At 62.8% G+C, this 22,528-nt stretch carries 20 protein-coding genes and 8 pseudogenes; 9 read left to right on the top strand and 19 right to left on the bottom strand.

Annotated features, from left to right (window positions below):
* Window positions 1-33 precede the first annotated feature (33 nt).
* From ACZ1HK_RS10665 to ACZ1HK_RS10705, 9 genes and pseudogenes are all read right to left on the bottom strand, one after another.
* Window positions 34-690: a hypothetical protein gene (locus tag ACZ1HK_RS10665; protein WP_472628703.1), complete on the bottom strand. Its 657-nt coding sequence runs from the start codon at window positions 688-690 to the stop codon at window positions 34-36.
* Window positions 687-1,259 (bottom strand): AMP-binding protein, encoded by a 573-nt coding sequence (locus tag ACZ1HK_RS10670; protein WP_472628704.1) that lies wholly within the window; start codon window positions 1,257-1,259, stop codon window positions 687-689. The genes ACZ1HK_RS10665 and ACZ1HK_RS10670 overlap by 4 nt, the downstream gene beginning before the upstream one ends.
* Window positions 1,228-1,752 (bottom strand): AMP-binding protein, encoded by a 525-nt coding sequence (locus ACZ1HK_RS10675; RefSeq protein ID WP_472628705.1) that lies wholly within the window; start codon window positions 1,750-1,752, stop codon window positions 1,228-1,230. The genes ACZ1HK_RS10670 and ACZ1HK_RS10675 overlap by 32 nt, the downstream gene beginning before the upstream one ends.
* Complete coding sequence (locus ACZ1HK_RS10680) at window positions 1,733-2,206, bottom strand: MarR family winged helix-turn-helix transcriptional regulator (protein ID WP_472628706.1); 474 nt, start codon at window positions 2,204-2,206, stop codon at window positions 1,733-1,735. The genes ACZ1HK_RS10675 and ACZ1HK_RS10680 overlap by 20 nt, the downstream gene beginning before the upstream one ends.
* Before the next feature lie 51 nt (window positions 2,207-2,257).
* Window positions 2,258-2,956, bottom strand: a complete 699-nt coding sequence (locus tag ACZ1HK_RS10685; protein ID WP_472628707.1) for a crotonase/enoyl-CoA hydratase family protein — start codon at window positions 2,954-2,956, stop codon at window positions 2,258-2,260.
* Window positions 2,953-3,717: an SDR family NAD(P)-dependent oxidoreductase gene (locus tag ACZ1HK_RS10690; protein WP_472628708.1), complete on the bottom strand. Its 765-nt coding sequence runs from the start codon at window positions 3,715-3,717 to the stop codon at window positions 2,953-2,955. Before ACZ1HK_RS10690 ends, ACZ1HK_RS10685 begins: the two co-directional genes overlap by 4 nt.
* Window positions 3,718-3,787: 70 nt before the next feature.
* Window positions 3,788-5,407 carry a TRAP transporter large permease gene (locus tag ACZ1HK_RS10695; RefSeq protein WP_472628710.1) on the bottom strand — a complete coding sequence of 540 codons (1,620 nt, stop codon included), beginning with the start codon at window positions 5,405-5,407 and terminating at the stop codon, window positions 3,788-3,790.
* Window positions 5,404-5,988 (bottom strand): TRAP transporter small permease, encoded by a 585-nt coding sequence (locus tag ACZ1HK_RS10700; protein ID WP_472628711.1) that lies wholly within the window; start codon window positions 5,986-5,988, stop codon window positions 5,404-5,406. Before ACZ1HK_RS10700 ends, ACZ1HK_RS10695 begins: the two co-directional genes overlap by 4 nt.
* Window positions 5,989-6,042: 54 nt before the next feature.
* Window positions 6,043-7,081, bottom strand: a pseudogene (locus ACZ1HK_RS10705) (TRAP transporter substrate-binding protein).
* A gap of 404 nt (window positions 7,082-7,485) precedes the next feature.
* Here ACZ1HK_RS10705 and ACZ1HK_RS10710 point away from each other — a divergent pair.
* Window positions 7,486-7,782, top strand: coding sequence for a MarR family winged helix-turn-helix transcriptional regulator (locus ACZ1HK_RS10710; protein WP_472628712.1), 297 nt, complete (start codon window positions 7,486-7,488; stop codon window positions 7,780-7,782).
* On the opposite strand, the gene ACZ1HK_RS10715 is transcribed toward ACZ1HK_RS10710, so the two are convergent.
* The 6 genes from ACZ1HK_RS10715 to ACZ1HK_RS10740 form a co-directional block, all read right to left on the bottom strand.
* Window positions 7,767-7,955 (bottom strand): hypothetical protein, encoded by a 189-nt coding sequence (locus ACZ1HK_RS10715; protein WP_472628713.1) that lies wholly within the window; start codon window positions 7,953-7,955, stop codon window positions 7,767-7,769. The genes ACZ1HK_RS10710 and ACZ1HK_RS10715 overlap by 16 nt on opposite strands.
* Window positions 7,952-8,407, bottom strand: coding sequence for a hypothetical protein (locus ACZ1HK_RS10720; RefSeq protein WP_472628714.1), 456 nt, complete (start codon window positions 8,405-8,407; stop codon window positions 7,952-7,954). The genes ACZ1HK_RS10715 and ACZ1HK_RS10720 overlap by 4 nt, the downstream gene beginning before the upstream one ends.
* Window positions 8,391-8,558 (bottom strand): hypothetical protein, encoded by a 168-nt coding sequence (locus tag ACZ1HK_RS10725; protein WP_472628715.1) that lies wholly within the window; start codon window positions 8,556-8,558, stop codon window positions 8,391-8,393. Before ACZ1HK_RS10725 ends, ACZ1HK_RS10720 begins: the two co-directional genes overlap by 17 nt.
* Window positions 8,559-8,663: 105 nt before the next feature.
* Complete coding sequence (locus ACZ1HK_RS10730) at window positions 8,664-9,251, bottom strand: MaoC/PaaZ C-terminal domain-containing protein (RefSeq protein WP_472628716.1); 588 nt, start codon at window positions 9,249-9,251, stop codon at window positions 8,664-8,666.
* Window positions 9,252-9,401: 150 nt separating this feature from the next.
* A complete protein-coding gene (locus tag ACZ1HK_RS10735) occupies window positions 9,402-9,734 on the bottom strand; it encodes a hypothetical protein (protein ID WP_472628717.1) in 333 nt (110 codons plus the stop codon).
* A complete protein-coding gene (locus ACZ1HK_RS10740) occupies window positions 9,655-10,587 on the bottom strand; it encodes an aldehyde dehydrogenase family protein (RefSeq protein ID WP_472628718.1) in 933 nt (310 codons plus the stop codon). The genes ACZ1HK_RS10735 and ACZ1HK_RS10740 overlap by 80 nt, the downstream gene beginning before the upstream one ends.
* Before the next feature lie 78 nt (window positions 10,588-10,665).
* Between ACZ1HK_RS10740 and paaI the strand changes: the two are divergent.
* From paaI to ACZ1HK_RS10775, 7 genes and pseudogenes are all read left to right on the top strand, one after another.
* A pseudogene (gene paaI / locus ACZ1HK_RS10745) lies at window positions 10,666-11,096 on the top strand (hydroxyphenylacetyl-CoA thioesterase PaaI).
* Window positions 11,093-12,398 (top strand): annotated as a pseudogene (gene paaK / locus ACZ1HK_RS10750) (phenylacetate--CoA ligase PaaK). Before paaI ends, paaK begins: the two co-directional pseudogenes overlap by 4 nt.
* Window positions 12,399-12,613: 215 nt before the next feature.
* A pseudogene (gene paaA / locus ACZ1HK_RS10755) lies at window positions 12,614-13,592 on the top strand (1,2-phenylacetyl-CoA epoxidase subunit PaaA).
* A 246-nt stretch (window positions 13,593-13,838) separates the two neighbouring features.
* A pseudogene (gene paaB / locus ACZ1HK_RS10760) lies at window positions 13,839-14,123 on the top strand (1,2-phenylacetyl-CoA epoxidase subunit PaaB); the annotation flags it as partial.
* Between the two features lie 6 nt (window positions 14,124-14,129).
* A pseudogene (gene paaC, locus ACZ1HK_RS10765) lies at window positions 14,130-14,965 on the top strand (1,2-phenylacetyl-CoA epoxidase subunit PaaC).
* Window positions 14,959-15,420 carry a 1,2-phenylacetyl-CoA epoxidase subunit PaaD gene (paaD, locus tag ACZ1HK_RS10770; RefSeq protein WP_472628719.1) on the top strand — a complete coding sequence of 154 codons (462 nt, stop codon included), beginning with the start codon at window positions 14,959-14,961 and terminating at the stop codon, window positions 15,418-15,420. The pseudogene paaC and the gene paaD overlap by 7 nt, the downstream one beginning before the upstream one ends.
* Before the next feature lie 14 nt (window positions 15,421-15,434).
* A pseudogene (locus tag ACZ1HK_RS10775) lies at window positions 15,435-16,497 on the top strand (2Fe-2S iron-sulfur cluster-binding protein).
* A 149-nt stretch (window positions 16,498-16,646) separates the two neighbouring features.
* Here the strand turns inward: ACZ1HK_RS10775 and ACZ1HK_RS10780 are convergent.
* Complete coding sequence (locus tag ACZ1HK_RS10780) at window positions 16,647-17,000, bottom strand: hypothetical protein (protein WP_472628720.1); 354 nt, start codon at window positions 16,998-17,000, stop codon at window positions 16,647-16,649.
* Between the two features lie 110 nt (window positions 17,001-17,110).
* On the opposite strand from ACZ1HK_RS10780, the gene ACZ1HK_RS10785 reads away from it, so the two are divergent.
* Window positions 17,111-18,037, top strand: coding sequence for a LysR family transcriptional regulator (locus ACZ1HK_RS10785; protein ID WP_472628721.1), 927 nt, complete (start codon window positions 17,111-17,113; stop codon window positions 18,035-18,037).
* Between the two features lie 137 nt (window positions 18,038-18,174).
* On the opposite strand, the pseudogene pcaF reads toward ACZ1HK_RS10785, so the two are convergent.
* The 3 genes and pseudogenes from pcaF to ACZ1HK_RS10800 all read right to left on the bottom strand — a co-directional run bounded on the left by pcaF (window position 18,175) and on the right by ACZ1HK_RS10800 (window position 22,345).
* Window positions 18,175-19,377, bottom strand: a pseudogene (pcaF, locus tag ACZ1HK_RS10790) (3-oxoadipyl-CoA thiolase).
* Between the two features lie 95 nt (window positions 19,378-19,472).
* On the bottom strand, window positions 19,473-20,162 hold the full coding sequence (locus ACZ1HK_RS10795; RefSeq protein WP_472628722.1) for a YjbF family lipoprotein: 690 nt from the start codon (window positions 20,160-20,162) through the stop codon (window positions 19,473-19,475).
* On the bottom strand, window positions 20,153-22,345 hold the full coding sequence (locus ACZ1HK_RS10800) for a YjbH domain-containing protein (protein WP_472628723.1): 2,193 nt from the start codon (window positions 22,343-22,345) through the stop codon (window positions 20,153-20,155). Before ACZ1HK_RS10800 ends, ACZ1HK_RS10795 begins: the two co-directional genes overlap by 10 nt.
* Window positions 22,346-22,528: the final 183 nt, after the last annotated feature.

Raw genomic sequence — 22,528 nt, forward strand, 5'->3', positions numbered from 1 at the left:
GCTCCAATCGTGATGGTGGCCGGGTCCGCGTCGTCATAAAGCCGCGCGATCAATTCGGCGCGCATGGCCTTGATCCGGGCGAAGTTCAGATTGCCCTTGGCCGTAATCTCTCCGTCCGCGATGGACGGCGGTGCAGACAGGATAAGCGCGCGGGCGATCGGTCTGGGCCGAGCCACCGGTGAAGCGCGAAAGCTTGGCCCGGATCGGCAGCGCGTCGGCCAGCAGGGCACCGCCATCTTCTTCCGCCTGGTCGCGCAGGGCTTGCGTCGGCACAATCAACAGCCCCACCTGATCGCGCCCCTCCCCGGTCACGATCACGTCCTGGGCCAGGCCTTTGAGCGCCACCAAAACCTCCAACCGCAGCGCCGCTGCCCGTACCCAAATGCCGGTGCTGAGTTTGAAGTCTTCCGAGATGCGCCCATCGAAGGCGAGGCCCTGGTTCGGGTCAGACGGATCGACAAACCGCATCGCGTCGCCCGTAACGAAAAAGCCTTCGTCGTCAAACGCCTCCGCCGTCTTCTCCGGCGCACCAAGATAGTCAGTGAAGATCGACGGGCCTTTCACGCGCACCTCCAGCCGGTCCTCGGCTGGCACCAGTTTCACATCCACACCGGGCAGCGGCACGCCAACCACACCGGACCGCTCCGTCGGCTCATGCTGCAAAAGCGCTGCAGGGGCCGTCTCCGTCAAACCCCAGCTTGAGGTGAAGAAAGGGCTGGGTCCCGGCCTCTTCCGCCATCGCCCACAGATCGGCCCAGACATCCTGCGGCAGGCGACGCGCCCGCATAAAACAGCATGTCGAGATCTTCGAAGAACGCCCGCGCAAAGCCCGGATCGTCGCGCATCGCGTCGCGCAACGCGGCAAAGCCCACCGGCACGTTGAAGCTGATCGTGCCCTGCTTGATCCGGTTGTTCTCGATCGTTTTGCCGATCAGCGCCGGGATCGGCTTGCCACCGTCGATATAGAGGCTGCCGCCATTGGCCAGCACGAGGTTGAAATTGTGCGACCCGCCAAAGACGTGGTTCCACGGCAGCCAATCCACAAGCACGGGCGGACGGTCGCGCAGAAACGGCAGGCAGGCGGCAATCTGCGCCTGATTGGTGGTCAGCATCCGGTGCGTTGTCAGCACGCCTTTCGGGGCGGACGTGCTGCCCGACGTCATCAGGATTTTGGCGACAGAGTCCGGCGTCACGGTGACATCCAACGCGCCGCCAGCCCTTGCCAGATCATCCAATGTCAGTCCGGGCCCAAACGCCATGATCGGTCGCGCATCCGCAAACACGTCGCGCTCCAACACCTCGGCCAGTGCAAAGCCATCCTCTGACGAAGACCGCCGCAGGCCGGATAAGCGCCGCGATCTCATCGAGCCGCGCGCGCGCCGCCGGGATCGCCGCATATTGCTCGGCCACCGGGCAATACGGCACGCCCGCATATTGCGCGGCCAAGGCCAGCAGGCCATGGGCCACCGAATTGCCCGACAGGATCATCAAGGGGCGGTCCGGGCCAAGGCCAAGGTCCAACAGCCCCAGCGCCAACGCGCGGGCACGGTCGCGGGCCTCCGCATAGTTGACCTTGCGCCAGCCATCGCCGGACCGTTCCGCCAAGAACACGGCGTCGGGCGTCACATCGGCCCAATGGTCCAACCAATCCGTCGTGCGCGCGGCAACCTCCCGCAGCGGGTCCCGTGCGCGCAGCAGGATCGTACCATCCGGCCGATCTTCCCGGATCACATCATGGGGCTTGAACGCCACGGCGCACCTCCCCCTCTTCTGCCTCCGGCCCCGCTTCCTCCACCGCATTCAAACCGTCAATCAACGCCCAAATGGCGGGCTGATCCAAGGCCGCTGTCAGCTTGGCGTCAAACGCCATCAACGCGCCCCGCGCCTCGGTATAGTGCGCGCGCCCAGCCAATGTCGGATGCAGTTCATAAGCGCGGCGATCCCCCTCGGCCTGCCGGCGACTGATCCAACCGGCCTGCTCCAATGCATCAATGATCTGCACCAGATTGGGCCGCTCGATCGCCAGCACATCCGACACATCCGCTTGCCGCAAACCCGGCGTTTCCACCACAACCGACAGCACGGAATAGGACGCACGGCGCAGCCCGTAAGGCTTCAGAACCCTATTCACCGCCCCCATCACAGCGCTCGATGCGCGCTGGATGTTATAGCCGACAAGGCGGCGGAGGTCGGCGTCACTGCTCATTCGAATTTCGGCGCCCGCTTCTCAAGGAAGGCGCGAAAGCCTTCTTCCGCGTCAGGTGAGGTCTGGGCGAGTGCGGTGCACAATGCCTCGGTAAAGAACCCCTCCTCCGGCGCCATGGCGTTGATCCGCGCGACCCCGTGGATGGCGAAGTAATTCGACAACCGCGCATTCGACGGCGATCTGTTCCGCCAACTCCCGCGCCGTCTCCATCGGGTCGTCGGCCACGTAGTGGCACAGGCCCAACAATGCGCCCTCGTCGGCGCCATAGCTCCGACCGGTCAGCATCATCTCGGTCAGACGATCCGGCCCGATGATCCGCCCCACCCGGACCGTCGCGCCACCGCCCACAAAGAAGCCGCGCTTTCCTTCGGGCAGTTGAAACTGCACGTCCGGCGCGGCCACACGCACGTGACAGGCCGAGGCCACTTCCAGCCCGCCCCCGATCACCGCACCCCGCATGGCCGAAACCATCGGCAGACCGCCAAACTGGACCTTATCAAGATGCGCATGCCACATCCGCGAATGCGCCATCGCCTCATCCGTTGACCGCTCAACCTGCTCGGCCAGATCAAGGCCCGCGCAGAAATGGTCCCCCTCACCGGTCAGAATGCCAACCCGCACGCCCTCGGGCGGCGCGGCACAAAACCCCGCCAGTTCCGCAATCAGCGCATCGTTCATCGCGTTGCGCTTTTCGGGCCGGTTCAGCGTCAGCGTGGCGATGGGGCCGTCTATGTCGATCAGCAAACTCACCGCGGTGGCAACCGTGTGGCGCCATCCAGGCGGATGACTTCGCCGTTCAGGTAGGGGTTCTGCACGATATCGGCGACCAGCTGGCCGAATTCCGATGGCGCGCCGAGGCGGTGCGGAAAGGGCACATTGGCCACAATGGCCTGCGCCGTTTCCTCCGGCAGGCTCTCCATCATTGGCGTGTTGAACAGCCCCGGCGCAATCGCGTTCACGCGAATGCCGGGCTTGGCGAGCTCACGGGCCAGCGGCAGGCACATGGAGGCAATCGCGCCTTTGGAGGCCGCATAGGCCGATTGCCCGACCTGACCGTCCTGATACGCCGCACTTGCCGTGTTGATCACCACGCCCCGCTCCCCGGTCTCCAGCGGCGGCAGGTCCATCATCGCCTGCACCGCGTAGGTCATGACGTTGTACGTGCCGATCAGATTCACCTCGATCACGCGGCGGAACAGGTCGAGCGACGTCTTCCCCTCGCGTCCCACGATCCGCGCCGCGTGGCCGATGCCCGCGCAGTTCACGCAGATCCGCGCCGCCTGCCCGAAGCGTGCCATGGTCGAGGTCACGGCGGTCGCGGCATGCTCCGCGTCTGTCACATCGCATTGCTGGGAATAGCCGCCGATCTCGGCCGCCACCTCCCGCGCGCGGTCGCCGTCCATATCCAGAACGGCAACATCTGCGCCCTTGTCCGCCAGGTAGCGGGCCGTGGCCTCCCCCAGCCCACTCGCGCCACCCGTGACGATGGCGACTTGTCCGTCGAGTTGCATCCGGCCTCCCAATTTTTGCGCTACCGCCTTGGCTACTTGAGCGCTCCTTCAGCATCCGATTCCCGGGTAGTTATATCACATAATCATCTACCACGTGATGAAGACCAGCGTGATCACCGGGAACGCCACCAACAGCACCACGCGCAGCAGATCCGACGCGATGAAGTAGAGAACCGCGCGATAGGTCGCGGTCATCTTCGTCGTCTTCTCCATCGCGTTGATGATGAACAGGTTCATGCCCACCGGCGGCGTGATCAGGCCCGACCTCGACCACGATCAGCACGAGGATGCCGAACCAGATCGCCACCTGTTCTGAGTTGATCCGGTTCAGCGCGCCTTGGTTCACCCGCCTGAGTTCCAGCGCGCGGGTCTGGTCTCGGGTCAGTTCTTCCCCCATCGCCAGCGCCCGCAGCGCCTCGTCCAGCGGCACGATATCCGCCTCGAAATGGGCCATGATCGTGTCGAACTGCACGGTCTGCGCAAGGCTCAGTTGCGCCCCTTCGCGGTAGGTGGCCAACAGCGCATCTATACTGTCGCGCGTCATGTCCGGCACCGACAGCAACGCCTCCATCCCCCGCGCGGCGTGCAGCTCGGCCATCGAGACAAAGCCGAAATCAAGGCCCTGCATCACCGGCCAGAAGATCGGGATTGTCAGCAGGATCATGGAAAGCGAGTCCATGAAACAGCCAAGGATCAGGTAGAAAATCAGGATCAGGATCAGGATCGTGTAGGGGCTGAACCCGGATGTCGTCACCCACTCCGCGATGCCCTGCGGCACTTGGGTCAGCGCGAGGAACCCGTTGTAGAAGGCCGCGCCAAGGATGATGAAAAAGATCATCGCCGTGGACCGTGCAGTCACCATGAAGCTGTCGACCAGCGACGCCCGGTTCAGCCCGCCGTTGAAATAGGCAATCAGCCCCGTCCCGAGCGCGCCCACCGCCGCGCCCTCCGTCGGCGTGAACCAACCCGCGTAGATGCCGCCGACCACAGCGCCGAAGACCAGCAGCACCGGCCAGATCTTCGCCAAAGCCGCAAAGCGTTCGGAGTACGGCATACGCGGCCCAACGCCCGCGCTTTCGGGGTTCAGCGCCACGTAGACCCGGATCGCGATGATATAGCCAAGGGCCGCAATGATCCCCGGAATGAAGGCCGCCAGGAACAGCTTGGCGATGTTTTGCTCGGTCAGGATCGCGTAGATCACCAGCACGATGGACGGCGGGATCAGGATGCCAAGCGTGCCCCCCGCCGCCAGCGCCGCCGTCGAGAACCCACCGTCATAGCCATACCGCCGCAACTCCGGCAGCGCCACGCGCCCCATCGTGGCCGCCGTGGCCAGCGACGATCCGCAAATCGCCCCGAACCCCGCGCACGCCCCTACGGCCGCCATCGCCACGCCGCCCTTGCGGTGGCCCAGAAACCCCTCCGCCGCCTTGAACAGCGCCTGAGACATGCCGCCCAACGTCGCGAAATGCCCCATCAGCAGGAACATGGGGATGATCGTCAGCGAATAGCTGGAGAAGGTGGTGAACGTCTCGGACTTCAGCCGCCCGAACGGCACCTGCGTATCGCCCGTCACCATGATCAGGCCAACAAGCCCGGTGAAAAACATCGACAGGCCAATCGGCACCCGCAGGAAGATCAGCGTCAGAAGGAACGGAAACGACAGAATGCCGATCAGCTGGTCGCTCAATGCTCCGCCCCCAAATCAGGAGGCAGGACCGTGCGGCCCGACACCATCTCGATGAACCGAACCACGCCCAGATAGACGGCCACCACAGCCGCCAAAGCCGCGCCCACAAAGCCGATGGCGTAGGAATACCAGACCGGCAGTTGCAGCTCCAACGTGGTCTGGCCGCTGTTGAACTTCGTCATCAGCCCGCCGAACAACTGCACCGCAATCAGCACCATCACCGCGCCGAACAGCACCTCCGTCACGCCGCGCAACCAGCGATTGGTGCGCTCGGACATGGCCGAGGTGAAAATATCCACCGTCGCATGTCCCCCGGTGATCTGACAGATCGGCAGAAAGGCGAAAATCACGAACGCCACGCCCGCCTCGATCAGCTCAAACGTGCCAAGGATCGGCCCCACGCCCGCGTCGATCATCCATTGGCCCAGGCCCGCGAGTACGCCGTCCTCAACCATCCAGTGAAACAGCCGATCCAGCAGCCGCATCACGATGTTGAAGACCGTCAGAAGAATGAGCACCGACAGCATGATCCCACCCAGGATCGCCATCAGGCGCGACAAAAACAGGAGCGCGCGATGCATGAATGTCCCCGAAAGAAGAAAGGGGCCGCGTGTGCCGCGACCCCCTCACTTAGCTTATTGAGCGCAGTCGCCTGCCATGAGCTCTTGCGCGCGATCGATCAGCGCCTGGCCGTCCAGCCCGCTGCCGGCCACATCGTCGATCCAGCTCTGGTAGATCGGCTGCACAACCGGCATCCACACCTCTTGCGCGGTCGCCTCATCAATCATGATGATGTTGTTGCCCGCTTCCACGGCCAGCTCACGCGCCGGACCATCAGCATCGGCCTGCGTGCCACCCGCGAAGATCGAGAACTCAAGCCCCGAATTCTCATCCAGGATCTGCTTGCAGATCTTCCGGCATGTTGTTGTAGGCGTCGTTGTTCATCGCCAGCACGAAGGTCAGCGTGTACAGGCCGTTGCCCTCAAACCCGGTATGGTTTTCGACCAGTTCCGGCACGCGCAACGCCGCCGTCACTTCCCACGGGATCGTGGTGCCGTCGATTGTGCCACGCGACAGACCTTCCGGCACCGCAGGCACAGGCATGCCGACAGGCGTTGCACCGGTCAGTTCCAGCAACTGGTTCACGAGGCGAGAGCCACCGCGGATCTGCATACCCTGCAAGTCCTCGGGCGTTTCCACCGGATCAGCCGTATGGAACATGCCGGGGCCATGAACCCAGGTGCCCAGCAGATGCACGTCCGAGAACTCTTCCTGCATGCTCTCTTCGTACATCGTCCAATAGGCGCACGACGCTGCACGCGCATCGGCGACCATGAACGGCAGCTCGAACACTTCTGTCGACGGGAAACGGCCCGGCGTATAGCCCACCACCGTCCAGACAATATCGGCCACGCCGTCGATCGCCTGGTCCATCAGCTCTGGCGGGGCACCGCCCAGCTGCATGGACGGATAACGCTCGATCTCGATGCGCCCGCCCGAGGCTTCCTCGACCTGATCGGCCCAGACATCCAGAACCAGCGCCGGAACGTTGGCCTGTGCGGGCAGAAACTGGTGCAGCTTCAGCGTGACCTCTGCCTGCGCAAAGGCACCAGTGGCGGCCATCGCCCCCACGGCTACGGTGCCGAGCGCCGTCATAAGGGTTTTGGTTTTCATGTATCTTCCTCCCTAAAAACTCGGTGAGGCGCGGGTTTGCCCGTGTCTGTGTCGGCGCCGGTCACGATCCGACCTCCATTAGATAGATATGATGCATAACTATTAGCGTCTGTCACCATATTCGATTGCTCTGCCCTATCCTTTTGCGCTTTCGCCCAGAAAAGGAAGCGCGCTTATCATCTGCCTTGGCCAACACAGCCGGGGGCGGTAGAATCACCCCATGTCTGAAATCTACACGATGCCCGGCCATCTGATACGGCGTTTGCAACAAATCTCGATCAGCGTCTTTGCAGACCGGATGAAATCGCTCGGCCATGACCTGACCGCGCCGCAATTCGCGACGCTGGCGGTCCTGTCGAAATCGCCCGGCATCGACCAGGCGACGCTGGCCGGCCTGATCGCCCATGATCGACCCGACCATCGGCGGCGTGGTCGAACGGTTGGAGGCCAAGGGCCTGCTCACTCGTCGCCGGAACGAAAAAGACCGCCGTGCCATGGTCCTCGACCTGACCAACACAGGCGCCGCGCTGCTCGAGAGCCTCGTCCCGGAAGTGCGCGCCCTGCAAGACGATATCCTTCCGGGCCTGTCCGAGGCGGAGCGTCGCGAATTCGTCCGCCTTGCCGCCAAGGTCGCCAAGATCGGCAATGACGCCGCCCGGGCGCCGATGGTTCTGCCCCCGGACGCTCAAGACGCAACCTGATCGGGTTGCGCGGGGCCAAGCGCGTCCAGCAATTCCGCAACCCGCGCCCGGCACATCACTTCAGCGCGGCCTAGCCCCAATGCGGCCTCTGCCGCCGGGTTCGACCGCAACACCAAGCGCCGCCAGCCATGCAGAACCAGCACGCGCAACGCGAACCTGATCAAGCGGATCATCTGGCACTGCCGCCACGGCGGGTAGTGCGCGCGCCAGTGCCGCAAACTCTGCCTCGCACGCTGCCTCCTCCAGGACCTCGCGGACCCAGACTCGGCCAATTGCCGCGCTCGGGCGCGGCAACGAGCCAATCGTCCGGCAAATCCACATCCAGCCCACAGACCAAAGCAAAACTGCGAGAGATCGGCACGGCCGAAACGGCTTCCGGCAGGAGCGCCAGCGCGTCCGGCGCGTCCGGCGGGAACCCCACAAGGCGGCACGGCGCAAGGTCCACCTGCGCCCCATAGACCCGGTCCGCCACGGCCCGCGTCTGCGCCTTCGCGCTGTCGGTCAGCCGATGAAATCCCACACGGCCCTCGCGTCGGCTATCGACCCAGCCATCGCGCTTCAACCGGTGCAACGCCACCCGCATTGCCTGCGGCTGCAACCCGATCCGTTCAACCAGGGTCGACAAGGACCAGGCCAGAGACCTCTCCCCGCCCCGCCTGCGCACAATCGCCGAGACACGACACGATCACAGACCACAATTTCAGCGGGCTCGCCTCTGACAAGGCGTTGGCGAGCGCAAGCACCGGGTCGTCGGACTGCAAGGGGATCACGTTCATTTCGCCACCATCGTCAGCAACTCATATTCCGCAACCGGCTCATCATCCTGATTGCGCACATCCGCGTGCCAGCGGACCTCGCCGTAGTCCTCATTCCGCGACTTCTTATCCATCGCCGTCAGATGAACCCGGATGCTGTCGCCCGGGCTGACGGGCTTGAGAAACCGCAAGCTGATCCAGCCCGGTATTGGCCAGAACCGGCCCTTCATTCGGCTCCACAAACAGCCCCGCCGCAAAGCTCAGGATCAGATAGCCATGCGCCACCCGCCCCGGGAAGAACGGGTTCCGCTTGGCGGCTGCCTCATCCATGTGCGCGTAAAACGTATCGCCCGTGAAATGCGCGAAGGTCTCGATATCCTCCAGCGTGATCTCGCGGGCCTCAGTCTCCAGAGTCCGCCCAACCTCCAGATCGCCAAAGCGCACCTGAAACGGATGCACGTCGGCGGAACGCTTCGTCCCGCCCGGCACATACCGCCCCGTCACGGCGGCCAAGATATCCGGCGAGCCCTGCACAGCGACCCGCTGCATGTAGTGCTTCACCGCCCGGATACCGCCCAGCTCCTCTCCGCCGCCCGCGCGCCCCGGCCCGCCATGGGTCAGATGCGGCATCGGCGCACCATGCCCCGTCGCCTCTTTCGCCGAGTCCCGGTTGTTCACGTACACCCGCCCGTGCCAGGCCCCGATGCCCTGCACGACCTCCCGCGCGACATCGCCCGGAATGGGTAATCAGCGAGGCCACCAAAGACCCTCCCCCCGGTTCGCCAACACGCAGCGCATGGCTCAGATCGCGATAGGGCATCAGGGTCGAAACCGGCCCGAACGCCTCCGTCTCATGCACACTGTTCAGCTGCATCGGGATCGGCGCAAACGAACAGCGTGCGGCGCCACAGATACGCGCCCTTCGTCGACATCACCCTGCGGCGTAAACCCGGCTTGCCGCCAAACACCAGACTCCGCCTCGCGGATAATCACGTCGGCCATCTTCTCACGCACATCCTCGCCGCTGTGCTCATGCGACGCCACCGGTCCCATCCGCACGCCTCCGCGTCGCGCGGATCGCCAACCACGACCTTCGACAACTGCGAGCGACAGCCGATCAACGAGCGGCTGGAGGAGCGGCTGAGGCACCATCACCCGCCGGATCGCCGTGCATTTCTGCCCCGCCTTCGTGGTCATCTCCCGCACGATCTCGCGCACCGCGATGTCGAATTCCGGGCTCTCCACCGTCACATCCGGCCCCAGGATCGAGGAATTCAGCGAATCCTGTTCCGCCGTGAACGGCACGCCCAGCGGCAAGCCGCCCTGAAACCACGCCCGCCGTCGCAGCGGAGCCAGTGAATGTCACCGCATCCTGCGGCCCCAGCACGCTCAAGCCCTCGCCAACACCACCCGTCACCAACTGCAACGCCCCGTCGGGCAACACGCCCGCCTCCAGCATCAGCCGCACACACAGCTCCGTCACATGACACGTCGCCGTCGCGGGCTTCACGATACTCGGCACCCCCGCCAGAAACGCAGGCGCAATCTTTTCCAGCATCCCCCAGACCGGAAAGTTGAACGCATTGATGTGGAACGCCACGCCCAGCCGCGGCGTATAGATATGCTGCCCGCCGAACGCCCCAGTTTTGCCCAGCGGCTCCCATGCACCATCGACCAGAACATGCCCCTCCGGCATCTCGCGGCCGCCCTTTGGAGGCGAAGACAAACAGCGTCCCGATCCCGCCATCCACGTCGAACCCATGGTCCGCCTGCGTGGCCCCGGTCGTGAATGACAGATCGTACAGTCGCCTGCTTGTTCGCATTCAGATGCAGCGCCAAAGCCTTCAGCATCCGCGCCCGGTCGTGGAAATCCATCGCCCTGAGCGCCGGCCCGCCGACCTCCCGCGCATAGGACACCATGCCCGCCACATCGAGGCGTGTCATTGCCCGCCTCGGCAATCACCTCGCCCGTGGCCGCATCCGCAATCGGTCGCGCGCCTGGCCCGGCCTCAACCCAGACGCCTTTCGCGAAGCTTCCAATGCGTTGCATGATTTTCCCCTCCCGAAAAATCTTGTAACACTTTGCGAGATGCGGCAGGCTGACGCAAGGGGAGAGTTCGCGATGCCAATCACGCCAAAAGAGCGCGCCGAAAAAGCGCCGCCGCCATGTGGAAAGGCGACCGCGCCTCCGCCTGGGTCGGCATGGAAATCGCAGACATCGACGAAGGCCGCGCCACCCTGACCCTCAAGATCCGCGAAGATCACTGCAACGGCCACGGCATCGGCCATGGCGGCGTGACCTTCATGCTGGCCGACAGCGCCTTCGCCTTCGCCTGCAACTCCCGCAACGTCGCCACCGTCGCCCAGCACAACACGATCAGCTTTCTTGCGCCCGTCCGGCTCGGCGATACGCTGACCGCCGACGCCCGCGAGATCACGCAATCCGGGCGCTCCGGCATCACCGACGTCACCGTCACCAACCAGGACGGCGTGATCGTCGCAGAATTCCGCGGCGCGTCTCGCGCCATCGGCGGGCAACTGTTTGAGGAAAAGACATGAGAGACCTCACCCCATCCCGCGATACGCTCGATCCGATCGAGATCGCCTCGCGCGATGAAATCGCGGCCCTTCAGCTTGAGCGCATGAAATGGTCCCTCGCCCACGCCTACGACAACGTGCCCTTCTACCGCAGGCAATTCGACGCGAAAGGCGTCCATCCCGACGATCTGCAAAGCCTCTCCGATCTCGCCAAGTTTCCGTTCACCGTGAAATCCGATCTCCGCGACAATTACCCCTTCGGCCTCTTCGCCGTGCCGCGCGACCAGATCACCCGCATCCACGCCTCTTCCGGCACAACCGGAAAGCCAACCGTCGTCGGTTACACCAAGGGTGACATCGAGATGTGGGGCAACATGGTCGCCCGCTCCATGCGCGCTTCCGGCACCGCCCCCGGCGACATGGTCCACATCGCCTATGGCTACGGCCTTTTCACCGGCGGCCTCGGCGCCCACTACGGGGCCGAAGCGCTCGGCTGCACGGTCGTCCCCGTCTCCGGCGGCATGACCGCGCGGCAAGTCACTCTTATAGAAGATTTCCGACCCGACCACGATCATGGTCACGCCCTCCTACATGCTCAACATCCTCGAAGAGTATCACCGCCAGGGCCTCGACCCGCGCTCGTCCAGTCTGGAGGTCGGCATCTTCGGGGCCGAACCCTGGACCAACAAGATGCGCGCCGAGGTCGAAAGCGCGTTCGACATGCACGCCGTCGATATCTACGGCCTCTCCGAAGTCATGGGCCCCGGCGTCGCCAACGAATGCGTGGAGACGAAAGACGGCCTGCACATCTGGGAAGATCACTTCTACCCCGAGATCATCGACCCGCAGACCGGCGAAGTCCTGCCCGACGGCGAGATGGGCGAACTCGTCTTCACCACCCTCACCAAGGAAGGCCTGCCCATCATCCGCTACCGCACCCGCGACCTGACCCGGCTTCTGCCCGGCACGGCACGGGCGATGCGGCGGATGGAAAAGATCACGGGCCGTTCCGACGACATGATCATCCTGCGCGGCGTAAACGTCTTCCCCACCCAGATCGAGGAACAGGTCCTGACCGTCGACGGCCTCGCCCCCTACTACCAGATCGAACTGCTCAAGGACGGCCACATGGACGCGATGAAGGTCCATGTCGAAAGCCTGCCCGAAGCAGCCGATGGAGAAGCCCGCGCCGTGCAAGCCGCCACGCTCGGCCATCGCATTAAAGAGGTCGTCGGGATCTCCGTCGAAGTAATCGTCGCCGAACCCGGCGCGGTTGAACGCAGCCAGGGCAAGGCACGTCGCGTGGTGGACAATCGCGGCTAAGGTCCGCGCGCCGCGCTCAATGCGTTACAAAATTCTACTCGCGCACGTTTCTGTGTAACATTTCAATGGACCGACCCACGCCGATCTGCTAAAAGCGTTCACGTGGACGGATAACGATGCGTTCGCATGAACGGGTCGAAATCTGCTCAACTGAACGCAGTTTTCTCAAATTACCCGCTCAGATGAACGCAGTTTTGCTCAGGTGAACGCATCTCATGTACGCACAAATGGTCAAATCCGAGGCGACGCAGGACGATCCTGAAAAGCTCGCCGCCTTCCAGGCCCGCATCGACGCAGGCGACAAGATCGAGCCGAAAGACTGGATGCCTGAAGGCTACCGCAAGACTCTGATCCGCCAGATCGGCCAACACGCCCATTCCGAGATTGTCGGCCAACTGCCCGAAGGCAACTGGATCACCCGCGCTCCCACGTTGGAGCGCAAGGCAATCCTTCTGGCCAAGGTGCAGGACGAAGCCGGGCCATGGCCTCTACCTCTATTGCGCCGCCGAAACGCTTGGTGTCAGTCGCGATGAGATGACGGAAATGCTCCTCGACGGGCGCATGAAATACTCCTCCATCTTCGCCTATCCGACGCTGACCTGGGCCGATATGGGCGCAGTCGGCTGGCTCGTCGACGGCGCCGCGATCATGAACCAGGTGCCGCTTCAGCGCACGTCCTTTGGCCCCTACGCGCGGGCTATGATACGGATTTGTAAGGAAGAATCCTTTCATCAGCGGCAGGGCTTCGACATCATGATGAAGATGTGCGCCGGTACACCTGCGCAAAAACGCATGGCCCAAGACGCTCTCAACCGCTTCTGGTTCCCCGCCCTGATGATGTTCGGTCCCTCGGATGCCGACTCCAAGCATTCCGCCCAAAGCATGGCGTGGAAGATCAAGATGAATTCCAATGACGAGCTGCGCCAGAAATTCGTCGACCAGACCGTTCCACAAGCCGAATATCTAGGCCTTACCGTCCCGGATGAAACGCTGGCGTGGAACGAGGAAAAAGGTGGCTACGATTTCGCCGAGCCCGATTGGAACGAGTTCTTCGAGGTCCTCAAAGGCAACGGCCCCTGCTCCGCCGAGCGCATCGCGACCCGCCAAAAGGCGTGGGACGACGGGGCTTGGGTTCGGGACGGGCTGATGGCGCACGCCGCCAAGAAACGCGCGGCGAAAGTGGCGGCAGAGTGATGCACGACGGCGACGCACTCCTCTACAATTGCCCGCTTTGCAACAGCTCCTTTCAAATGGGTCCGAGCCGTTACACCGGTAAGTTCATCGCCCGTTATAATCTTCAGGTCTGTAATGGTTGCTTTCGAAGCAATTGGGACGGCTGGGGGCCTGCGCATGAGCCCAAAATAATTGCTCACCTGAGGCAAGAAGACATCGAAGTTCCAGCCAGAAATTCGAAGGGTTGGATACCCAGAGGTGATTGAAGTGACCGACCAACAAGAATGGCCCCTGTGGGAAATCTTCATCCGCGGCCAACACGGTGCCTCGCACCGGCATGTCGGCTCGCTCCACGCACCCGATTCCGAGATGGCGATCAAACACGCCCGCGACGTCTATACCCGCCGCAAGGAAGGCGTCAGCATCTGGGCCGTGCCCTCGTCGGCGATCGCCGCCTCCAGCCCATCCAAGAAAGGGCCGATGTACGACCCGGCGGACGATAAGACATATCGCCACCCGACCTTCTTCGACATTCCCAAAGATGTGGGATCCGATGTGATGAGCGTTGCGCCCACCGCACAAGACAAAACGGCGCCCCTGGATATCGATCCTCAGGTCCATGTCGAATTCCTTCTGCAACTGGGTGATGACGCCCTCATCCTCGGCCACCGCCTCAGCGAATGGTGCGGCAAAGCTCCGGTGCTGGAAGAAGATATCGCGCTTGCCAACACTGCGCTCGATCTCATCGGACACGCACAGATGTGGCTTGGTTATGCGGCAGAACTCGAAGGGGCCGGGCGCAGTGCCGACAGGCTCGCCTTTTTCCGCGATCCCTATGATTTCCGGTGCTGTCTTTTGGTCCAGCAACCCAATGGCGATTTTGGCCAGACGATCATGCGGCAGTTTCTGTTCGATACCTACCACCTCGCCCTCTTGCGGATGCTGGCTACCGGCAAGGGGCTTGTGGCCCATCGCAGCTTCGCCTCCGCCGATCCGCGTATCGCCGAGATTGCGGCGAAGGCCGAAAAGGAAGTGACCTACCAACAGGAACGCTCCGCCGATCTGGTGATCCGGCTCGGCGACGGGTCCGAGGAAAGCCACCGCCGGATGCAGGCCGCGCTGGACTCCTCTGGCCCTATACGCGCGAGTTGACCGACCGCGATCCGGTCCGCGTCGCGGCGGCCGAGGCGCGGCTTATCGGCGACCCGGGTGGGCTGACGCCGATCTGGGATCATCAGGTGACCCAGGTGCTCAACGCTGCGACCCTCACGCCGCCCGACCTGTCGCATTTCCAATCAGGCGGCCGCGATGGCCGGCGACACACCGAGCATTTGGGTCATCTGCTGGCGGTGATGCAAAGCCTGCCGCGCAGCCACCCCGACGCCACATGGTGAAGCCCGACACCGACCAGATTTGGGACTGGCTCGATGCCGTCCCCGACCCCGAAATCCCGGTGATTTCCATCGTCGATCTCGGCATCGTCCGGGGCATCTCATGGCAAGGCGACACGCTTGAGGTCTCTGTCACACCCACCTATTCCGGGTGTCCCGCCACCGCCGTGATCGAGCTGTCGATCACCGACGCCCTGGCAAAACATGGGCTGACAAACACGCGCCTCAAGCGCCAGATCGCTCCGCCCTGGACGACCGATTGGCTGTCCGACAAGGGCCGCGCCAAGCTCACCGAATATGGCATCGCCCCGCCCAACCCGGCAGGCGGCCCGTCCGAATGCCCCCGCTGCCAGTCGCAAAACGTCGAACGGATCAGCCAATTCGGCTCCACGCCCTGCAAAGCCCAATGGCGCTGCACGGACTGTCTTGAGCCGTTCGACTACTTCAAGTGCATCTGAGGACACGCTCTCCTTTGGCCAAATTCATTCCCCTCACCGTCACCGACATCCACCGCACGACGGCGGACGCCATCGCGGTGCGCCTCAAGCCCGTCGACGGGTCCACCCTGCCCTTCACGCAAGGTCAGTACCTGACTTTCCGCGAGACCATCGACGGCACCGAAATCCGCCGCGCCTATTCCATCAGCGCGGGCGTCACCGACCAGACGCTCGAAGTTGGCATCAAGCGCGTCAAGGGCGGCGCCTTCTCCAACTGGGCGCATGACAATCTCAGACCCGGCGACACGATCGAGGCGCTGTCGCCCATGGGCGCGTTCCACACGCCCCTCTCACCCGACAACGCCAAGCACTACCTCGGCTTCGCCATCGGCTCGGGCATCACGCCCGTTCTGTCCATCCTCCGCTCGGTCCTCGCGGTCGAGCTGCACTCACGCTTCACGCTCATCTACGCCAACCGCGCCGCGCGCGACGTGATGTTCCGCGAGGAACTTGAAGACCTGAAGAACGAACACCTCACTCGGCTCAACATCGTCCACATCCTCAAGAATGACCCGCAGGGCATCGACCTGTTCACGGGCCGCATCGACGCTGAAAAACTCGACCAGATGTTCAAGATCTGGGTGCCGGTGCGCTCGGCCGATGCCGCCTTCATCTGCGGGCCCCGAACCGGCGATGGAGATCATTGCCGCCACGCCTCCAGGCCCACGGCATGGCGAAGGACGCGATCAGATACGAGCTTTTCGCAAGCGCACAACCCGGCCAACTCCCGCAGCGCACCATCGCTGACGACAAGGCCACCGGCACCAAAGCCACCATCATCCTCGACGGAACTGCGCAGGCCATCGACATGGCGGCTGGAGAAACCGTCCTCGACGCCGCCCTGCGCGCGGGTCTTGATGCGCCTTATGCGTGCAAAGCCGGGGTGTGCTCGACCTGCATGTGCACGGTCCGCGAAGGGGCGGCTGAAATGCTGACCAACCACGCGCTGGAAGACTACGAGGTTGCGCGGGGGTTGTGCTCAGCTGTCAGGCGGTGCCGACGGGTGACGAGATAACGGTGGAATATCTCGATCACTAAGGTGCCGGAGCACCTGACGCACGAAACGCCACCCTGTTACAGGGCGGCGCTCCGCATTTCGGAAGGCTCTCAGAACAAAGCCCGGTTGGAAGAGGTCACAACCGCCGGGTCGTCGCCCCATCGGCGCAACCGAAATTCCCGTTTCTGGCTCAGCTGACGCAAAATTCGCAGTCAATGGCGCGCAGGAACCCAAGGCGCTGCGCCGGGGAAAGGTGCTGCATTGTCGGGTTCGTCCAATCCGCGTCCAGCGCATTCAATTCAAGGGCGTCGCGGTTGATCGCAAGAATGAAGGCCTCGACGTAGGCGGTGCCCGGGGCGTCCAGTATGACGTAATGCGCGTCGCCCTCTGCAAAGCTCTCGATCACGGACACCCGAAGCGTGTCCATCAGCCTCAGGTCTGCACCGTCATAGGCATCGTCGATTTGTACAGCGAATTGGTCGGCTGCCGCGGGAAGGGCCAGCATGGTGGCAAGGAAGGTTGCGGGGATCATGGAACGTTTCATCGGAGTCTCCTGTCATGTTCGTCGGTTAGCAATGAAGAGAAACTGCGATCTCCACGCCCCCTCCGACAAACGAGATTGCTTTCCCGCTTGGGCAAGTTATTCTTGTGTGAATGAACAAGCGTCTTCCTTCGCTGACGTCGCTGCGCACATTCGAGGCCGCTGCCCGCAACCTCAGTTTTGCCAAGGCGGCCGACGAACTCTTTGTCACGCCTGCGGCGGTCGGCTTTCAAATCAAGCAATTGGAACAAGAGCTTGGCGGTGCGCTGTTCACCCGCAAGCACCGGGCCATCGAATTGACCGACAAGGGCCAGGTCCTGCGCAAAAGCCTTGGGCAAGTGTTCGAAACCATTCAGGCGGCGTGGGACGAAGCGCACGAACCGCTCCATGAAACCGTCCTCAAGATCAGTGGTCCGGCCAAGGCGGTGCATTCCTGGGTCATGCCGTCGCTTGCCAGCGCAAGGGCGCAGCGTCCCGATATCAAGGTGTCGTGGGATCTGAGCAAACAGAACCGGGATTTACTGACGTCCGAATTCGATATGGCCATTCGCTGGGCGCAGGAACCCGACCCGGGGCAGGGCGATCTGGTTTGGGCGCCGTTGCTACGCACATGGTTCACACCGATCATGCGTCCAGACGTGGCCCGGTTTGTCCGAAAGCCCGCCGATATGAAGAAGCTTGGATTCATTGATGTGGAATTTGCGACCGACGCCGACAGCGATGACACGACTTGGAACGCATGGCATCGCGTCAACGGGCTGGAACCGCCCACCTCTTACGCCGTGAGTTGCACCGATACGGCGAGCGCTGTGGAAACGGCGATTGCGACTGGGCATGTAGCCATCGCCGGCTCCTTTTTAGCCAGTGCGCATTTGGACTCGGGGGCGCTCGTGGCCCCGTTCAACACCGCGATTTCGCCGTATTCACGGTTTTGGCTGGTGTGCCGCGACGGGCATGCAGGACACGCCCGAATATCAATGGTTCCTGGAGGCCGTTCGCGAAGGGTGCCAAAGCCTTTGAAGCGGCCTCGGCGGACATGAGGCTCTACTTTCCAAATGGAGAGCCCGTTGGCACAGAACGGCCTTCCAAATCTAAGAAATTAGTAAAGAAATTCTACATTATCTCTTTGTTTCAAATCTCTTAGACCCACCTTATCAACCGTGATAAGCATGCCGCCTCATACCGCCTCCAATGCCACTGCGATGCCCTGTCCCACGCCGATGCACATCGTCGCCAGCGCCCGCTTCCCGCCGTTCAGCTTCATCTCCAACGCCGCCGTCCCCGTGATCCGCGCGCCGCTCATCCCCAGCGGATGACCCAAGGCAATCGCCCCACCGTTCGGGTTCACACGCGGGTCGTCATCGGCAACGCCAAGCTCCCGCAGAACCGCCAAGCCTTGCGCCGCAAAGGCCTCGTTCAACTCGATCACATCAAGGTCCGAGATCGACAGCCCCAGCCGCGCCATCAGCTTTTGCGACGCTGGGACTGGCCCAATACCCATCACCCGTCGGCGGCACGCCCGCAACGGCCCCGCCCAAGATCCGCGCGATTGGCGTCAGCCCGTGTTTTTGCGGCGGCAGCTTCCGAGGCAATGATCAACGCCGCAGCGCCATCATTCACACCGGAGGCGTTGCCCGCCGTAACCGATCCGCCTTCCCGGAACGGAGCGCGCGAGGCGATGCCAGCTTCTCCAGTGTCGTGGCGCGCGGATGTTCGTCGCTCGAGACCACAACGTCATCCCCTTTACGCTGCGAGATCGTGACGGGAACGATCTCGTGCGCCAACCGACTCAGCGGCGCTCAGCCGCCTTTTCCTGCGAGCGTAGCGCGAACGCATCCTGATCCGCTCGCGAAACCTGGTAATCCTCAGATACGTTCTCAGCCGTTTCAGGCATGGAATCGATCCCATACTGCGCTTTCATCACCGGGTTCACGAAGCGCCAGCCAATCGTCGTGTCGTGGATCTCCGCCTTCCGCGAGAACGCGGTATCGGCCTTGGGCATCACGAACGGTGCGCGCGACATTGACTCCACACCGCCTGCGACCATCAATTCAGCCTCGCCAGCCTTGACCGCCCGCGCGGCTGCAATCACGGCATCCATGCCCGACCCGCAAAGCCGGTTGATTGTGGTGCCGGGAACCCCCTCCGGCAAACCGGCAAGCAGCGCCGACATACGGGCCACATTGCGGTTGTCCTCGCCCGCCTGATTGGCACATCCGAACCACACATCCTCCACGGCGCCCCAATCAAGCTGCGCATTGCGCGCCATCAACGCGCGCAGCGGAACCGCCCCCAGATCGTCCGCTCGGACGGATGCGAGTGCGCCTCCGAACCGTCCAATGGGCGTGCGGATATAGTCGCAGATGAATGCCTCGGGCATGGCGGCCTCCCTTTTTCCCGGAACACGCTAGCAGGCCAGGCGAGTGGAGGAAATGCGTTACGCCGACTGGCAGCTCAAAATATAGCGGTAACGCTTCAGCGATGCAGACGCTCGATCCGCAAGTGCCCAAGATCGGGGCCGGCATATTGCTCGGACGCCCAGGCGAAACCGCTGCCATCAATCCAGTAGCGGTTCTCAAAATCAGCCAAATCGGACCCCGGTTGCGCGGCACACCGCTCCACAACACGGGTGAGCGTCCGGACGCGGCCGAATATGTTGACCTGTTCCGCGCCGACGAAACCGACCTCGCAGGAATAGGCCAAAACCTGCGTCTCCACGTCTCCGACGACGCGCGTGTGCACACGCGGGGCAGACCCGCCGCTTCGCTGGACCAATGCCCGCCGGATCGCCGAAATGTCTGCAGAATAAAGGTCGAACAGATATCCGCGCGTGGCGCGCAAGACACCCTCGCGGCTGAGCGTGACAGTTACATCGTCATCGCCTTGCCAGGTCTCATTCGCCCCGTTGGTCGCGATGCGCGTCAGAGTGGACGCCGTTCCAAGGGACTGACTTTCCAGCAGGATCAACGGCACACCGGCCCGGTCGATCACATCGCGCGTCAGTACCGCACGCGGATCGACAGGTGCCGCCACCGGAGCGTCCCGGTTCAGAAGGCCTGATCCAAGTTCGCGTGCCACGCCCAAAAGCGGATCATTCGCACGGCTTCCGCAGCCTGCAAGAACGGCCAATCCAACAAAAGCGGCAATGACGGACTTCAGCGCCATATCATCGCCTCCGTCTCTTCAAAGGACGGGCGCGTGTAGTCGATGACCATATCGTGCAGCCGCCCTTCAACATCCAGACGTGCGCCCCCGTCGCGCAGAACAGGTCGGATCAAGCCGCTGCGGCTGTCGCGCGTTGAGGTCCCGGTGAACCAGGCAAGCGGGATTTCAATGGTCAGACCCTTGTCAAAGGACCCCTCGCCAAAACTCTCGAACGAGACGTCTGTGAAGGTAGCGAAGGCACCGACGCGCCAGCCATTGTCAAAGCTGCGTTCCAACGCAATGGTCGTGCCCCAATCGCCGGCAAGATACCGGCCTGCATCAACTTGCAGGTCGAAGCCATTGTTCAAGCGATAGTAGGCTGAGACATGGCCGGAGGTAACGTCATAGTCCCGCAACCCGAACAAGCCGTCATATTCGCGCTGCCAGACATGGTTCAGTTCAACCCCAAGGCCGAGGCGCGATTGTGCCGGTTGCCAAAGCAACTCACCTGAGACGCCTGCAAACATGCGCTCCAGATAGCCGAAGCTGACACGGCTATAGAGGTTTTCGCCGGGCCGCCCATAGTGGCTGAATGTCAGACGGTCGATGTAGACGTGGCTTTCCTGATGATAGAGCGCCCCGTCGGAGCGCACGACTGGCGGCGGATTGGGCGGAGGTGTGTTCGTGATTTCCGCCTGATCCAGCGTGCCCATGATCGGCGCACGCACCAAGCCTTCGGCCACAAATCCATTTCCGAACCGGTATTGCGCGGAGAATTCGACACCAAGGTCGAACAGAAACGGATTGTCGGGGTCAAAGATGGACGTGTTGACATAAGGGCCGATGCCCCAGGTAAAACGTTGGCGTTCCACCGCAACATCCAGCCCGCTTGGATCCGGCGTCGTCCGGGCATCCTCGATCTCGGCAACGGCAAGCGCAACCTCGGCGCCACCGGGATCGAATTCGAAGAGCTCAAGATCGCTGCGCGCAATGCGCACGCGGCTGGTATCGAGGCCTTCCACCACGAAAATGACTTCGAACACCTCAACCGACGGTGGCAAAGCCGCACTCATCGCGCGCAGAACACGACCAAGCGCCTGGCTTTCGTGGTTGTAGCGCGTATTGCGGACGCGGATGGTGGCCCGGTGGGCGTCCAGTGTAAGCCGTTCGAGGTGGAGACCTTGATCTTCGAACAATTGTTCGAAGTTGTCCCTAAGGATCGGCCCACCGCCGGGCTGTTCCACCCAGTCCGTCGTATAGGGCACGGCGGACGGTGCCCGCGCAGCCACAGGCCGAGGCGCGGGATCGCCCGCGCTTGCTGGCACGGGTGGGTTGTTGGGGTTGAGCGCCAATTGCAAGCTAAAGCCGATGGTCTCGCCACCGAGCACGAACGCGTTTGCTGTTACCCCGTTCGAGAAGGAGTAGGTTGCCCCAAGGTTGAACCCCGATGCTGAAACGGGCAGACCGCCGGCAGCCTCTCGCGCGTAAAGGTCCGACGAGTACTCCAATTGCACCCGGACGCGGTCGCTGGCCTGCCACTCAATTCCACCGAAAAACGCCGCATCCCCGCGGAAAAATTGATTTGCGTTAACCGTCCCACCATTGCCCGCATTTCCGGAAGGGCGCGTTTCAAACCGGTCGTCGAGCACACCGAGCGGATTGGTAAAGCCGTTGCGGCCACCAAGTCGGCCCCAACCCAAGCCAGCGGAAATGGCGACGCGGTCATATTCGCCAAAATGCCGGGTGGCGACAATGTATTCCCCGGAATAGAGACCAGTTCCTGCAATATCGCGAGCACCAACCGCGACGGCTGGAATCCACCCTCGCTCTTCAATGATTTGCCAGTGCAGATCGAAGCTACGATCGAACAAGACATCACGACCGACAGCGTCGGTGATGTTGATACCGCTATACCGGAACGTGGCCGTAACATTGGGCAGCACCTGGAATGCCAGCGTTCCACGCGTGCCCAAAGCGGAGTGTGAAACCGTGAAGGACAGTTCACCATCGGCGAGTGACGTCGCACTCGGCATATCAATCAGACCAGGAAGACCGTAGGTGTTAACGCTTGGGCTTGCAGCCAGACCGGCCGGTTCGTTCGCGAGCACAACTTGCCCGCCGCCACAGATCAGGATGAGCGACAGGGCAGCGCATTTAGCGGATGCGCGAGGTTTTGAGAGCGCCAGCGTCACCGAACTCCCCAAGATATGGTCCGCAACGGTTATTGGAAGCAATGAGTATCTGGTTTGTTGGCAAAGCAGCAATCCCAAATGGAAAAGTTTCACATTCTGCCGGTGCAATAAAGCAGCGCAGGCCGCTGCACCCACTCGCATCGCGTATGGCATGGCCCTGCCGGCATGGTGAAGATCGGCGAAAGGCGGCCGAGC

This window comes from Gymnodinialimonas sp. JB5-7 (genome assembly GCF_055693405.1).

Bases quoted from the DNA above. Each gene is read 5' to 3' on its own strand.
- ACZ1HK_RS10670 (WP_472628704.1), bottom strand. From the start codon at position 1,259: ATGGCGTTTGGGCCCGGACTGACATTGGATGATCTGGCAAGGGCTGGC.
- ACZ1HK_RS10680 (WP_472628706.1), bottom strand. From the start codon at position 2,206: ATGAGCAGTGACGCCGACCTCCGCCGCCTTGTCGGCTATAACATCCAG.
- ACZ1HK_RS10690 (WP_472628708.1), bottom strand. From the start codon at position 3,717: ATGCAACTCGACGGACAAGTCGCCATCGTCACGGGTGGCGCGAGTGGG.
- ACZ1HK_RS10700 (WP_472628711.1), bottom strand. From the start codon at position 5,988: ATGCATCGCGCGCTCCTGTTTTTGTCGCGCCTGATGGCGATCCTGGGT.
- ACZ1HK_RS10710 (WP_472628712.1), top strand. From the start codon at position 7,486: ATGATCGACCCGACCATCGGCGGCGTGGTCGAACGGTTGGAGGCCAAG.
- ACZ1HK_RS10715 (WP_472628713.1), bottom strand. From the start codon at position 7,955: ATGATCCGCTTGATCAGGTTCGCGTTGCGCGTGCTGGTTCTGCATGGC.
- ACZ1HK_RS10725 (WP_472628715.1), bottom strand. From the start codon at position 8,558: ATGAACGTGATCCCCTTGCAGTCCGACGACCCGGTGCTTGCGCTCGCC.
- ACZ1HK_RS10735 (WP_472628717.1), bottom strand. From the start codon at position 9,734: ATGACCACGAAGGCGGGGCAGAAATGCACGGCGATCCGGCGGGTGATG.
- ACZ1HK_RS10740 (WP_472628718.1), bottom strand. From the start codon at position 10,587: ATGCAACGCATTGGAAGCTTCGCGAAAGGCGTCTGGGTTGAGGCCGGG.
- paaD (WP_472628719.1), top strand. From the start codon at position 14,959: ATGGTGAAGCCCGACACCGACCAGATTTGGGACTGGCTCGATGCCGTC.
- ACZ1HK_RS10780 (WP_472628720.1), bottom strand. From the start codon at position 17,000: ATGAAACGTTCCATGATCCCCGCAACCTTCCTTGCCACCATGCTGGCC.
- ACZ1HK_RS10785 (WP_472628721.1), top strand. From the start codon at position 17,111: ATGAACAAGCGTCTTCCTTCGCTGACGTCGCTGCGCACATTCGAGGCC.
- ACZ1HK_RS10795 (WP_472628722.1), bottom strand. From the start codon at position 20,162: ATGGCGCTGAAGTCCGTCATTGCCGCTTTTGTTGGATTGGCCGTTCTT.